A 12,771-nucleotide genomic window follows, 5' to 3' on the forward strand; every position below is an offset into this window, starting at 1 on the left:
GTCGGGGATGGTCGGAAAAGCCTAGAGAGGCAGGTGTTGTTCCGCAGGGAATTTTTGCCCGCGCCACGTCCGGGCAGGGGCAGGCCGCCTCGCGAACACGGCACACCATAACGCGATGTATCGCGTCTGCTCAACGGATTTACCCGAACGAGTGATGAGGAGCTGATGACCTCCGCGTTCCGTCCGCCCGCCGCCGCCCGGCGGAGGGCGGGATCAGTCGATGACGGTGTAGCCGGCCTCGCGCAGGGCCTGGCCGACCTCGGCGCAGTGCGCCGGACCCTTCGTCTCCAGATGCAGCTCCACCTCCGCCTCCGCGAGCCCGAGCCGAGGGTCGGTCCGGACGTGGCTGACGTCGAGGACGTTGGCGTCGACCGCCGACAGCACCCCCAGCAGCGTGGCGAGCGCGCCCGGCCGGTCGGTCAGCCGCAGGCTGACCGCCAGGTAGCGGCCCTGTGCGGCCATGCCGTACCGCAGCACCCGCTGGAGCAGCACCGGATCGACGTTCCCGCCGGACAGCACCGCCACCACCGGACCGGCCACGGGGCTCGAACAGCCCAGCAGCGCGGCGATCGGGCTCGCCCCGGCCGGCTCGACCACCAGCTTGGCCCGCTCCAGGCACAGCAGCAGCGCGGCGGACAACTCGTCCTCGGTGACCGTGCGCACCTCGTCCAGCAGTTCGCGCAGGATCCCGAACGGCACATCGCCCGGCCGGCCGACTCTGATGCCGTCGGCCATCGTCGCCGGAGTGCCGACCGTCACCGGGCGGCCTGCCGCCAGCGAGGGCGGGTACGCCGCCGAGCCCTCCGCCTGCACCCCGACGACCCGCACGTCCGGCCGCAGCGACTTCACCGCCACCGCGATACCGGCCGCGAGCCCGCCGCCGCCGATGCCGACGACGATCGTGCGCACCTGCGGGCACTGCTCCAGGATCTCCAGGCCCACCGTGCCCTGGCCCGCGATGATGTCGGGGTGGTCGAACGGGTGGATGAACACCGCGCCCGTGCGGGCCGCGTACTCCTCGGCTGCGGCCAGCGTCTCGTCGACTACCTGGCCGTGCAGGCGCACCTCGGCGCCGTAGTCCTGTGTGGCGCTGATCTTCGGCAGCGGGGCGCCCTTGGGCATGAACACCGTGGAGTGCACCCCGAGCAGCGACGACGCCAGCGCGACGCCCTGCGCGTGGTTGCCGGCGCTCGCGGCCACCACCCCGGCGGCACGCTCCTCGGGCAGCAGCCCCGCGATCCGGACGTAGGCGCCGCGCAGCTTGAACGAACCCGTCCGCTGGAGGTTCTCGCACTTCAGGTGCACCGGCGCGCCCACCAGGTCGGACAGGTACCTGCTGCCCTCCATCGCGGTCACCCGCGCCACCCCGGAGAGCATCTTCTGCGCGCCGCGCACATCGTCCAGGGTGACGGGCCAGGGGGAGCCGGCCGTGCTGTAGCTCATGCCTCAAGTCTCGCAGTTCGCGGGCCGCGGACACCGTTGTGACCATCCTCCGAGACCGGATGGCGCAGCGCCGGTACGACTTGCCCCCCGGCCGCGTAACCTGTCCCCCAACCCAGCAGCTCTCCAGAAGTGAGCCCCCGGCCATGCCCACAACACCCGACATGTCGACGGACATGACGACCGGCGGTGACACCGGTCTCCTCGACACCCTCCAGCACGAGGTGGCGGTCTTCGCCCGCCGGGCCGAGCAGACTCGCCTCGGCGGCGTCGGACAGGTGCGCAACTCCATGGACCGCGCCGCGTACCTGCTGCTCAACCGCCTCGACAAAGAGGGTCCGATGGGCGTCAAGGCGCTCGCCGCGAGCATGGGCATCGACTCCTCCACCGTCACCCGTCAGGTGGCGCCGCTCGTCGACACCGGCCTCGTCAAGCGCACCTCGCACCCCGAGGACGGGCGGGCCGTGGTGCTCCAGCTCTCCCCGCGCGGGCTGTCGCGGCTGGAGGAGGTCCGCTCGTCCAGGCGGCAGCTGATGGCCGAGCTGACCCAGGACTGGGAGCCGGCGGAGCGCGAGGCCTTCTGCTCACTGCTGACCCGCTTCAACCACGCCCTCTCCGCCCGCCAGGGCATACCGCAGACGGACTCGCCCTCGGCGTCGTAGAGCCGCCACCGGGCGCGGGCCGACGGGTGTGAACGCGGCCCTTGACCGACGGTCGGTCCCTCCCCTCATATGAGACCGGGCCCTCGTCGTGCCCGGTTCAGGAGGCCGTGCGAGAAAGGGTCCCGCGGTCACGGTCGCCCTTGGGGGGAGGCGCGGTGCGAGAACGGCAGTCGGCCCAAGGGGCTCGCCGGGCCCGGGAGTTCGAGGCGTTCGTCGCGGGCGCGGCCGGGCGGCTGCTGCATGCCGCCACGCTGCTCACCGCCGAGGCCCCCGGCGACAACCCGCGCGCGCGACGTCTGCTGACCCTCGCCCTGGCGCACACGTACGCGTGCTGGGACCGGCTGCGCGGCGAGGACCCGTACAACCACGCCCGCCGGCATCTGGCCGCCCGCTTCGCCCGCGAGGCATGGCATCAGCGCGGCGCTCCGGGCCGCGCCCGCCGGAGGCCACCCGGCGCCCTGGCCGCGCTCACTTCCCAGGAGCGCCTGATCATCGTTCTCAGGCTGTACGAGGGGGTGGCCGAGGAACAGGCGGCAGCCCTGCTGGGCCTGCCCACGGACCGCGTCCGCGTCATCTGCGACCGCGCGATCACCACGCTCACCCGCACTCCGGCGAGCCCGGCACCGCCGGTCGGCGACGCCGAGGCGGCAACGTCATGAGTGGAACGAGCGGCGTGTGCGGCTTGAGCGGCTCATGTGGTCTGAGAGGCGCATGCGGCGCGAGTGACCTGTGCGGCGGCGTGTGCGGCCCGAGCGAACGACCGGACAGATGGAGGCGGCCGTGAACAGGGCCGAGCGGGAGGCGACCGTACGGCGGATCCTGGAACAGCGTCCGCCGCAGGTGCCCACCGAGCTGTACGAGGAGGCCGTGCGCCGCGGAGGACGGATGCTGCGCCGCCGTACAGCCGCCCGCCGGTTGATGTGGCTGGTGCTGGCCGCGGCGGCCGTCGCCTTCACGGTGTGGGCGCTCACGGCGCGCCCCTGGGTGGAGCCGCCGTCGCAGACGACTCCACCCGTGACCGGCTGGTAACCCCTAGCCGAGGGCCTGCCTCAGGTCCTCGAGCAGGTCGTCGACGTTCTCGATGCCCACGGACAGGCGCACCAGGTCCCCGGGGACCTCCAGCGCGGAGCCCACCACGGACGCGTGCGTCATGCGCCCGGGGTGCTCGATCAGGGACTCGACGCCGCCCAGGGACTCGCCGAGCGTGAACACCTTGGCACGGTTGCAGACCTCGACGGCCGCCTCCTCGCCGCCCTCGACCCGGAAGGAGATCATGCCGCCGAACGCCTTCATCTGCTTGGCGGCCACCTCGTGACCGGGGTGCTCCGGCAGGCCCGGGTAGAGGACCTGCGTCACGCGCGCGTGCCGGGACAGCATGTCGGCGACCTTCGTCGCGTTCTCGCTGTGCCGGTCCATGCGCACCGCGAGCGTCTTGGTGCCGCGCAGCACCAGCCAGGAGTCGAAGGGGCCGGCGACGGCGCCCATCGCGTTCTGGTGGAACGCCAGTTCCTCGCCCAGCCCTTCGTCGCCGACGATCAGCGCGCCGCCGACGACGTCCGAGTGGCCGCCCATGTACTTGGTCAGCGAGTGCACGACCACGTCCGCGCCGAGCGCGAGCGGCTGCTGGAGGTACGGCGTGGCGAAGGTGTTGTCGACGACGAGCCTCGCGCCCGCGTCCCGGGCGACCTGAGCGATGGCGGCGATGTCGGTGATGCCGAGCAGCGGGTTGGAGGGGGTCTCCACCCACACGGCCTTGGTCTTCGGGGTGATGGCGGCCCGTACCGCGGCCGGGTCGGAGGTGTCCGCGACCGACCACTCCACGCCCCACCGGGAAACGACCTTGGCGAACAGGCGGAAGGTACCGCCGTAGGCGTCGTTGGGGATGACGACGTGGTCGCCGGGGCTGAGCAGCGTACGCAACAGGCAGTCCTCGGCCGCCAGTCCGGACGCGAACGCAAGTCCGCGGCGACCGCCCTCCAGGGCGGCGAGGTTCTCTTCCAGGGCGGTCCTGGTCGGGTTGGCGCTGCGGCTGTACTCATAGCCGTCGCGCAGACCGCCCACGCCGTCCTGCTTGTAGGTCGAGACCTGGTAGATCGGCGGGACGACCGCCCCGGTCCGGGGGTCGGCGGTGTTGCCCGCGTGAATCGCGAGCGTCTCGAAGTGCTCACTGATGTGCCTGTCGCTCATGAGCCCGAGGGTAATGCGCTTGTGGGGGTGGTGGCGGACGGCGGGGCCCGGGTGCCCGGGAGGCCCGGGTTGTCCACAGGTTCGCGGCACAGGTTGGCCAAGTGTCGGCGCCGTCTGGTTCGCTTGTCGCATGGAGATTTTCTGGGTCCTGATGGCGCTGGCCATGCTGGGCTTCGTGCTGGTCCCGTTCCTCAGGCGCAGGCGTGCCGGCATCGAGCAGGTGGCACCCGGACACCCGGACGCCGCGGACCCGGCGAACTACGGATTCGTCCGGCAGGAGGAGCTCGACGTCCGCATGCCCGGACCGGACCAGGACCTGGTGGACGTCCTGGAGCTGGTGCAGCGCACGCAGGACTACCGCGCGGCCTCCCAGCTCCTGGCGGGCACGGAGAAGGAGGGCGAGCTGCGCTGGCAGCGGATCCAGGCCTTCGCCGGGGCGGCCTCGCTGGAGCTCCAGCAGCGGCCGGGCGGGGTCAGCGAGGCGCCCGGCGGGCAGTGGCTGCGGGTGTGGCGGGCCGAGGCGCCCAAGGACCCGGGCGGCGCGGCGGTGCACGCCGAGTTCCTGGTGCAGCAGGCATGGCGTACGGCGACGCCGGGCACGGACGAGTTCCGGATCATCATGGAGGAGGCCCGGGAGGCGTGCGGGCAGGCGGCGCTGCTGGCCCCGGGCGACCCGGTCCCGTACATCGTCGAGCTGTCCGTGGCGCGGGGCCTGGCGTACTCGCAGCCGGAGTTCGAGAAGCTGTGGCTGAAGATCCTCGACCGGGCGCCGGCCCACACGGGGGCACATCTGGCGGCCCTGCACTACTGGTGCGAGAAGTGGCACGGCTCGCGTGAGCTGGCGTACTCCTTCGCGGAGGCCGCCGCGGCCCGTGCGCCCCGGGGCTCGCTGCTGGCGGCCATGCCGCTGTTCGCGGTCTTCGAGCACCTTCCCGAGGTCAACCTGGTGAGTGGCTTCTACCAGAGCGAGGTCGTGACCAAGGCGGTCCACGGCGCGCTCTTCGCGGTGCACGCGGCCCGTCCCGACGACCCGATGCTCGCCCATGTCCGCCATCTGCTGCTCTTCTTCCTGGTCCGCTCCGAGCGCTGGGCGGAGGCGATGAGTCAGCTGATACACGTCGACGGCCATGTGGGTGCGGTGCCGTGGACCCTGTCCGAGGACCCGGCGGCGGAGTTCGCCGTCCACCGGGCCCTGGCCGTGGCGGGCTACGAGGCCAACGGCGGCAGCCCGGCGACACTGCGCCACTGAGCGGTCCCGGCAGCGCGGCCGGACAGGCTCGCCCACCGGGTCGACCGCCTGGCCCCGCGGCGGCGGAAGCCGGTGCGCCCGCCGGAATGACGGCGGCGGCAGGATCGTTCTACCGAATGCCGTCGCCCGCGCACGCGGGAGCGGCGAAACCGACGGGCCCGTTGTGACGGACGGGCCCGCCCCACACCGACGGGGAGACCCCGTGCTCTCCGGCCGTGCTTCCGGGGAGCCGAGCGCCAGTTCCGGCAGCTCCCGACGGGCGTGTGGACGACCCTGATGGGCTACCAGGGCGGCGCGACCGGCTGCGGGGCCTCGGCCGGTCGGCCTCCGCCTTCCACCGCCTCGCGGTCAGCCCTCCGCGCGGGCGGGCAGCCGCCATCCCGGCCGCGGGAAGTGGCAGGTGTAGCCGTCCGGGTAACGCTGCAGGTAGTCCTGGTGCTCGGGCTCGGCCTCCCAGAAGGGGCCGACCGGCTCCACCTCGGTGACGACCTTGCCGGGCCACAGTCCGGAGGCGTCCACATCCGCGATCGTGTCCTCGGCGATCCGCTTCTGCTCGTCGTCCACGTAGTAGATCGCCGAGCGGTAGCTGAGGCCGATGTCGTTCCCCTGGCGGTTCCTGGTGCTCGGGTCGTGGATCTGGAAGAAGAACTCCAGGATCGCTCGGAAGTCGGTCTTCGCGGGGTCGAAAAGGATCTCAATGGCCTCCGCGTGCGTGCCGTGGTTACGGTACGTCGCGTTCGGCACGTCACCCCCCGTGTATCCGACCCGGGTCGCCGTGACGCCCGGGAGCCGGCGGATCAGCTCCTCCATACCCCAGAAGCATCCACCGGCCAGCACTGCCCTCTGCGTCTGCGCAGCCATTACGGCCCCTCCAATATCTGTCAGCTCGGTCGTTCGGGCTGCTCGGCTCGCACACCACCGGCATCCCATGCCCACTGCCCTCAACGCGCGAGGCTTCGAAGCGATTCCGTGCCCGTCCAACCCGCTAGTGGCCGCCTGAACAGGCCGACTCCACGCTGTACGCCCTGGAAGAACGTTTCCCCGCAGCCTGGAAGCGGGGCAGGATGACGTGGGTCATCAAGCTGCGTCCACAGGCCCCGTCAGCGGCTGGCAGCATCCGGACTCAGGCCCGCTGTTCCACCTCGACGTCATGGACCTGAACCACTTCCTGCCGGCCGCCTGCGAGCCCTTCCCACCAAGAGCAGAATCCCGGTCATCGTCGGGCTCATGACGGAAAGAAGTAAGTGCAGAGCCTCGCGTGTCGGAGCTCCGGCAAGGCAGAGCCTGCCCTGTCCCTCGATCGCTCTGACCGCAGCCACTCGTTGGCGAACCCCGTCAACCCACCTGGAAGATCCGGTCCAGGTGACGGTTCAGGACCGCGGCTGCGGACTCCGGGCTGCGCTGGCCGACCAGGACGCTGGTGCCGAGTCCGGCTGACATGGCGAGCAGGCTGACCGCTTCGTCTCTCGCGTCGATTCCAGGCCCGGCGAGATCGGCCCCTCGCGCCTGCTGGAGGAGCCCGGTGAGGGTGTCCTCGGCGGCATCAGGGTTCGCGATGAAGGGCTGGGCGGCGAGCACCTCGTCGGTCACGGCCAGGACGGCGTACGAGGTGTAGAGGAAGTGGAAGGTACGGCTTTCGGCATCGGTCGGGAGTGCCGCCATCAGGAGTGCCTCGATCACGGCGCGCGGGCCCGGACTGGCCCCGGCTGCTAGAACCCGGGCGGCGACCCGTTCTTCGAACCTCTCCGTCAGATGTTGCAGCCCGAAGAGCAGCAGCTTCTCCTTGGTCTCGAAGTAGTACTGGACCAGCCGCAGTGACACACCGGCCTCCGCTGCCACGTCGCGCATCCCCACGGCATGCAGCCCGCGCCGCCCCGCGGCCCTGACGAGTGCCTCGGCGATCTCGGTTCGTCGTTGTGCGTGGTCCACGCGCTTCGGCATCGGCTGCGCCTCTCGTCCACCGTCTGTGCTGGTTACCCGACCCGATCCGATCCGGCCATTTTTATGATACAGCCGTATCCCATTTGATGGTACGGTCGTACCACGAACGAATTGTTGCCTCTGGAGGTGGACTTCCGTGCCCGAGACCACGACCCGCGAACGCGTCCGGCCCGACGTGGGGCGATATGTGAACGACGCCCTGCGTGAGCGCTACTCCTCTGCGTGTGACGCCGTCTACGCCATGGGCGCGTCGGCGGTCGGGCAGGAGGATGTGGAGACCAGCTTCGGGACGACGCACGTCTACCGGTACGGTCCCGACGACCCGGCTGGCGCCTCCCGAACGCCGGTGGTCCTGGTGCATGGCGCCGGTAGTTGCTCCGCTATGTGGTACCCCAACACTCCGGCGCTCAGCGCGGAGCGCCCCGTCTATGCGATCGACACACCCGGCGACCCCGGCCGCAGTGTTCAGCGCGAACCCATTCACCAGCCAGAACGTGCCGCTCAGTGGCTGGACGAGACACTCGCCGAACTCGGCCTCGACCACGTCCACCTGGTTGGTTCCTCCTACGGAGGATGGCTCGCTCTGAACCAGGCGCACCGCAGGCCCGGACGCCTCGCCTCGGTGACCCTGCTCGATCCCGGCGGCCTGGAGAAGGTCGGCCTGCGCTTCTTCGTCTGGATCTTCGCCGGCCTCTTCGCGACCTTCGCGCCCAAGGTGCTGCGCCCTCGGCTGGCGGCCTGGCTGGAGCAGCCGGTCCTCGTCGTACCGCAACTGCGCGCGATGATCAGAACGGGCGTGCGTGCGTTCCGCATTCGCCGCCCGGCTCCCCTGCCCTTGTCCGAGGAGGAACTGTCCACTGTCCGCACCCCGCTCTATCTGGTGCTCGGCAAGCGAAGCCTCCTCGTGCATCCGAAGCGGCAAGTGGAGCGCGTTCCGCGGCTGATACCGGGTGCACGGGCCGAGATCGTCTCGAACACCGGTCACGGACCGCAGATCGACCACGCGGATGAGGTCAACCGCCGGATGCTGGGTTTCATGGACTCGGTCGGCTGACGGGCACGGACCCGGGTGGGTCCGGCCGCCCTCGCCGTCACCGACTGCTCGGCTCGGTCCACGGACCGGGACAGTTGTCCTCACCATGCGGGTCCATCACGTCTGGCGGATAGTGAAGGAGGGACGACGTCCCCTGCAGCTCCCCGTACATCAGGAGGCTCGATGCCTTCTTCACGGTCGCTGGTCGCGTTCATCGGCATCGCCTCGGTCGGCATTGCGCTCACCGCGTGCCAGGACCAGGCGTCCGGTCAGATCGTGGCGCGGAACGGTGTCAGGCTCGTGGAGACCGTCTCCAACCCACCGATCCACGGATGTCACCGTTTCCCCGAGGGCGTGACACACGTCGAGAATCAGACACAGAGCAACCTGGTTCTCTACACCACACCAGACTGCACCGTGCCGCCGGGTGGGCAGAGCAACTATCTGGACATCGGACAGTCCGACCAAGTTGCCAGGGTCGCCGGTCTGTGGCGCAGCTTCTCCTTCGCCTCCGAGTGACATCGCGGGGTCACCGGTCCCCGGGCCGTCGTTGTTACGGAGCCTTCTCCAGGGTGCGGCCGCCGCCCGACTGCTGCCCCAGGAACGCCTCTGTCCCGTTGGTGACGAGTTTCTCGCCCGCCTGCGGGGATGACGGACCGCTTCACCCGACAGCCGGCTCGGACCCATGGGTCATATGACGGCGCAGGCTCGCCGGGACGGGGTCAGGCCAAGTACGCACAAGTACGCCGTTCGAGCATCGCACGCGCACCGGAGCCTCCCGAGGAGTAGCCACGCGCTTGGGTGTCAGGCCGGATCGACGCGCAGGGGACGCATCATTTCGTTGTCCTCGTGTTCCAGGAGGTGGCAGTGCCACATGTACCGGCCGGTCTGACCGAAGCGCACCTTGACCCGGGTTGTCTCCTGCGGATAGGCGAGCACCGTGTCCTTGAAACCGCGCTCCCACGCCTCCGGGGGACGACGGCCGCCGGCCGGGAGCTTCTGCCGGTCGACGACCTGGAACTGCACTTCGTGGATGTGAATGGGGTGGGCGTCCTTCGTCAGGTTGTGGATCTCCCAGATCTCCGTCGATCCCACGGTGGGGTTCTCCGTGATGGGATCGGCCCATCCCAGTAGTCTCGGTTTGCCGTTCGGGCCGATGACGCCGAGCAGAGCTTCGCGGGGGCTCACGCCCGGCACGCGGGCCGAGGCCACCTCGCCGAGACTGACCCGTCGGGTGCGGTCCGCTGCGCCGAGGGGCTCGAAGGGTGGCAGCGTGAGCTGTGCGGGAGGCGTCGACGTGTCCGCCGCGACGAGCGGATTGATCACGAATTTCATGACCTGCCCGGTGGTCTTCGGGTTCGCCGCGGGGAAGCCGGTCCCGACCGCGCCTCCCGTGAACACGGCGTCCGGTCCCTCGTTGATCAGGTGCAGCTCCGAACCGACCGGGATCGAGGAGAAATCGACGACGACGTCGGCGCGTTCGGCCGGGGCGAGCAGCAACTCGTCGCGCCGAAGCGGTGCGGGCAGGAAGCCTCCGTCGCTTCCGACCTGCCACAGGGAGAGCTTTGCCGGTACCGGCCTGCGGACCAACGGATCAGTGACGATCTTCAGGATCAGGGTGCGTGCGTTGCAGCCGTTGAGGAACCGGAACCGGTAGCGGCGCGGCTCCACGGGCAGCACCGGCCAGGTCCTGCCGTTGGTGACCATCGCGTTGCCGAAGTACTCCGGGTTCCAGATCGGCGGAATGTCGCTGCCGGGCACATAAGGGCCCTTGAACCCGTCGAAGAGTGCCCGGCTCGCTGGATAGAACAGGGTCCCGTCGGTACGGAAGGAGCGGTCCTGGATGACGACCGGGATCTCGTAGTAGCGCGTGCCGGGCGGGTCACCGAGCCTCGGCGCCGGCCCGGGCAGGACACCTTCCCCCAGGTCCGACGGTCCGCCGCGCAGCAGGTAGAAGCCCGACATCCCGGCGTACACGTTCAGCCGGGTGATGCCCAGGGTGTGGTCGTGGAACCACAGGGTGGCGGCCCGGCTGCGGTTGGCGTAGTGGAAGACGGCCTCGCCCGGGCCCCAGGGCACGCCGGACTTCGCCTCGGACTTCTTCGCGAACTCCTCGTAGAAGGAGCCGACTCGGGCGTAACCGGGGGGAATGCCCTGCGCGTCGGGCAGGTACCAGGCCTCGGCGTATCCGTCGCTCTCCTCCGTGTTCGCCCCGCCGTGCAGGTGGGTGACGACGGGAACCGGCCCACCGTATGGCCCGGGTGTCGAGGTGAACGTGGGGCGGGAGTCCCGCCGCTCGGCCCCGCCCGGAGGGTTCGCCCAGTGGAGCGTGGGATCGACCGGCAGCAGATGCGGCAGATGTCCGCCGTTCTTGTCGACCAGTTGATTGACCCATCTGACCTGGACCGCTCGTCCGTACCGGGCTTCGATGGTGAACGCGGGAGAGTGGAACGTTTCGGGATGGCCGGTCGAGCCGTATCCGAACACCGTGGTGGCCGGCAGGCCCGGGGGAAGCACCTGCTGCCGGAACTGCCGGATGCCGATCGTGTAGCTGTCCGGGCCGGCCCGGCTGTCCAGCGGCATGACGGGCGGTATCACCAGTTCGGCCACATACTTGCGTATCACCGCCGGATCAAGGACGTCTGCTTCCGTCGGCGAAGCCCGCGGCAGCACCGTGCCGGGAACGGAAAAGAGGGACGTTCCGCCTGCCAGAGTGGCCTGAAGCACGAGCCTCCTGCTGATCACTGGGCTTCTCACCTCGACTCAGGTCATCGGAGCACGGCACCAGTGGCCTGCGGCCGGGCGCTCGGCGGGCGCGGGCCCGTTCGCGGTCGGCTGCCGGTTACCGCCGATCGTCGCATCGCCCCGGTGCATGCGCATGACGGCCACCGGCCGCCACGGAACGCAGTGACGCCCCGCCGTCACGGCGTTGTCGGCCGACTGGCCGAGCGCGCCTGCGGGCGAGGGAAGCCTGCCGGGGGGCGAGGGGACGCCCTGCTCTGGTCCATGCGGGTGATGCCGCAATGGACCAGGGGCGCTTCCGACGACCGGGCCGCCTGTGCGGTGCTCGATCGGTACGGCGCGGCGGCGGAGATCCCTTGAATGGGCGATGCCTGATTGCGGTCGTACCTGTGAGGCTGGTCGTGACGGCGTGGCCTTCGGCACGGCACCGCCCATCATCAGGAGGTGATGGCCTCATGGACACGATGCGCGCGGTACGCGCTCACCGGCGCGGGGGCCCCGAACAACTGGTCTACGAGACCGCGCCGCGTCCCCGGCCCGGGCCCGGCGACGTGGTCGTCGCGGTACGGGCCGCCTCCACCACCGCAGGAGAGCTTGCCTGGGACGCCACCTGGACCGACAGCTTCGACGGATCCGGACGGGAGCGGACACCCGTCGTTCCCGCGCACGAGGTGTCCGGTGTCGTGGTCGAGCACGGGGCCGGTGTCGCAGCTCCGGCCCTGGGGGCCGAGGTGTACGGACTCATCCCCTTCCTGCGTGACGGAGCCGCCGCCGAGTACGTCGCCGTACCGGCCGGGATCCTCGCCGCCAAGCCGGCCGGGCTGGACCACCGCGGCGCGGCGGCCGTCCCGCTGCCGGCGCTCACGGCATGGCAGGGACTGGTCGGCCAAGCCCGCCTGGAGTCCGGCCAGCATGTCCTCGTCCACGGCGGCGCCGGAGGCGTCGGCTCGTTCGCCGTACAGATCGCCGCCGCGCTGGGCGCACGGGTCACCGCGACCGCCTCGGCCCGCGACACCGGATTCGTCGCGGGCCTCGGTGCCCGGAACGTCATCGACTACGCGGACGGCCGGTTCGACGACCACGTTTCCGATGTGGACGTCGTATTCGACACGGTGGGCGGCGACACTCAGACCCGGTCCTGGAACGTTCTGCGTCCGGGCGGGGTCCTGGTCACCATCGTCGCGCCGCCCGATCCCGGGGCCGCCCAGGACCACGCTGCGCGCGGAGTGTTCTTCATCGTCGAGCCGGACCGTGAAGGGCTCGACTCCATCAGCGAGTTGATCACGAGCGGACGGCTGAGCCCGCAGATCGACCGGGTCGTTCCCCTCGCACAGACCCGCGCCGCGTACGAGGCTCTCGACAGGGAGCACCGGCGTGGCAAGGTCGTCATCCATGTCTCGGACGGATAGTCACCGCCAGGCGTGCAGGAACGGCGATGCAGGGGGCTCGACGTACTTTACGATCACCTGACTTGCGTCGGACAGCCGCCAGGGGCCCGCAGCAACCACGCGGAAACC

General features: G+C 70.5%; 12 protein-coding genes. 7 read left to right on the top strand and 5 right to left on the bottom strand.

The window, feature by feature from the left end:
* Positions 1-213: 213 nt before the first annotated feature.
* Entirely contained in the window at positions 214-1,443 is a 1,230-nt protein-coding gene (gene ilvA / locus TNCT6_RS10810) for a threonine ammonia-lyase (protein WP_141358983.1), read from the bottom strand.
* A 143-nt stretch (positions 1,444-1,586) separates the two neighbouring features.
* Between ilvA and TNCT6_RS10815 the strand changes: the two genes are divergently transcribed.
* From TNCT6_RS10815 to TNCT6_RS10825, 3 genes are all read left to right on the top strand, one after another.
* The gene (locus TNCT6_RS10815) at positions 1,587-2,102 is read left to right on the top strand and encodes a MarR family winged helix-turn-helix transcriptional regulator (RefSeq protein WP_225078890.1); all 516 of its coding nucleotides are present in this window, start codon (positions 1,587-1,589) and stop codon (positions 2,100-2,102) included.
* 155 nt (positions 2,103-2,257) lie between these two features.
* The gene (locus TNCT6_RS10820; RefSeq protein WP_172632865.1) at positions 2,258-2,761 is read left to right on the top strand and encodes a sigma factor-like helix-turn-helix DNA-binding protein; all 504 of its coding nucleotides are present in this window, start codon (positions 2,258-2,260) and stop codon (positions 2,759-2,761) included.
* A 121-nt stretch (positions 2,762-2,882) separates the two neighbouring features.
* A complete protein-coding gene (locus TNCT6_RS10825) occupies positions 2,883-3,131 on the top strand; it encodes a hypothetical protein (protein WP_141358985.1) in 249 nt (82 codons plus the stop codon).
* 3 nt (positions 3,132-3,134) lie between these two features.
* On the opposite strand, the gene TNCT6_RS10830 is transcribed toward TNCT6_RS10825, so the two are convergent.
* On the bottom strand, positions 3,135-4,289 hold the full coding sequence (locus TNCT6_RS10830; protein WP_141358987.1) for a cystathionine gamma-synthase: 1,155 nt from the start codon (positions 4,287-4,289) through the stop codon (positions 3,135-3,137).
* Between the two features lie 130 nt (positions 4,290-4,419).
* Here TNCT6_RS10830 and TNCT6_RS10835 point away from each other — a divergent pair, with 130 nt between their 5' ends.
* On the top strand, positions 4,420-5,538 hold the full coding sequence (locus TNCT6_RS10835; RefSeq protein WP_141358989.1) for a hypothetical protein: 1,119 nt from the start codon (positions 4,420-4,422) through the stop codon (positions 5,536-5,538).
* 348 nt (positions 5,539-5,886) lie between these two features.
* Here TNCT6_RS10835 and msrA read toward each other — a convergent pair whose 3' ends face one another.
* The gene (gene msrA / locus TNCT6_RS10845; RefSeq protein WP_141358991.1) at positions 5,887-6,399 is read right to left on the bottom strand and encodes a peptide-methionine (S)-S-oxide reductase MsrA; all 513 of its coding nucleotides are present in this window, start codon (positions 6,397-6,399) and stop codon (positions 5,887-5,889) included.
* Between the two features lie 474 nt (positions 6,400-6,873).
* Positions 6,874-7,479 (bottom strand): TetR/AcrR family transcriptional regulator, encoded by a 606-nt coding sequence (locus TNCT6_RS10850; RefSeq protein WP_141358993.1) that lies wholly within the window; start codon positions 7,477-7,479, stop codon positions 6,874-6,876.
* A gap of 136 nt (positions 7,480-7,615) precedes the next feature.
* Between TNCT6_RS10850 and TNCT6_RS10855 the strand changes: the two genes are divergently transcribed.
* Both TNCT6_RS10855 and TNCT6_RS10860 read left to right on the top strand, forming a co-directional pair.
* Positions 7,616-8,533, top strand: coding sequence for an alpha/beta fold hydrolase (locus TNCT6_RS10855; protein WP_141358995.1), 918 nt, complete (start codon positions 7,616-7,618; stop codon positions 8,531-8,533).
* 162 nt (positions 8,534-8,695) lie between these two features.
* Entirely contained in the window at positions 8,696-9,031 is a 336-nt protein-coding gene (locus tag TNCT6_RS10860) for a hypothetical protein (protein ID WP_141358997.1), read from the top strand.
* 285 nt (positions 9,032-9,316) lie between these two features.
* Here TNCT6_RS10860 and TNCT6_RS10865 read toward each other — a convergent pair whose 3' ends face one another.
* Entirely contained in the window at positions 9,317-11,137 is a 1,821-nt protein-coding gene (locus TNCT6_RS10865; RefSeq protein WP_216372779.1) for a multicopper oxidase family protein, read from the bottom strand.
* Between the two features lie 572 nt (positions 11,138-11,709).
* Here TNCT6_RS10865 and TNCT6_RS10870 point away from each other — a divergent pair.
* On the top strand, positions 11,710-12,663 hold the full coding sequence (locus TNCT6_RS10870; protein WP_216372780.1) for an NADP-dependent oxidoreductase: 954 nt from the start codon (positions 11,710-11,712) through the stop codon (positions 12,661-12,663).
* Positions 12,664-12,771 lie beyond the last annotated feature (108 nt).

The sequence above is a fragment of the Streptomyces sp. 6-11-2 genome, assembly GCF_006540305.1.
In the GTDB taxonomy this organism is placed as follows: domain Bacteria; phylum Actinomycetota; class Actinomycetes; order Streptomycetales; family Streptomycetaceae; genus Streptomyces.

What these genes read in the sequence shown, in the direction of transcription:
- TNCT6_RS10835 (WP_141358989.1), top strand. Translation starts at nt 4,420, where the DNA reads ATGGAGATTTTCTGGGTCCTGATGGCGCTGGCCATGCTGGGCTTCGTG.
- TNCT6_RS10815 (WP_225078890.1), top strand. Translation starts at nt 1,587, where the DNA reads ATGCCCACAACACCCGACATGTCGACGGACATGACGACCGGCGGTGAC.
- TNCT6_RS10870 (WP_216372780.1), top strand. Translation starts at nt 11,710, where the DNA reads ATGGACACGATGCGCGCGGTACGCGCTCACCGGCGCGGGGGCCCCGAA.
- ilvA (WP_141358983.1), bottom strand. Translation starts at nt 1,443, where the DNA reads ATGAGCTACAGCACGGCCGGCTCCCCCTGGCCCGTCACCCTGGACGAT.
- TNCT6_RS10860 (WP_141358997.1), top strand. Translation starts at nt 8,696, where the DNA reads ATGCCTTCTTCACGGTCGCTGGTCGCGTTCATCGGCATCGCCTCGGTC.
- msrA (WP_141358991.1), bottom strand. Translation starts at nt 6,399, where the DNA reads ATGGCTGCGCAGACGCAGAGGGCAGTGCTGGCCGGTGGATGCTTCTGG.
- TNCT6_RS10830 (WP_141358987.1), bottom strand. Translation starts at nt 4,289, where the DNA reads ATGAGCGACAGGCACATCAGTGAGCACTTCGAGACGCTCGCGATTCAC.
- TNCT6_RS10850 (WP_141358993.1), bottom strand. Translation starts at nt 7,479, where the DNA reads ATGCCGAAGCGCGTGGACCACGCACAACGACGAACCGAGATCGCCGAG.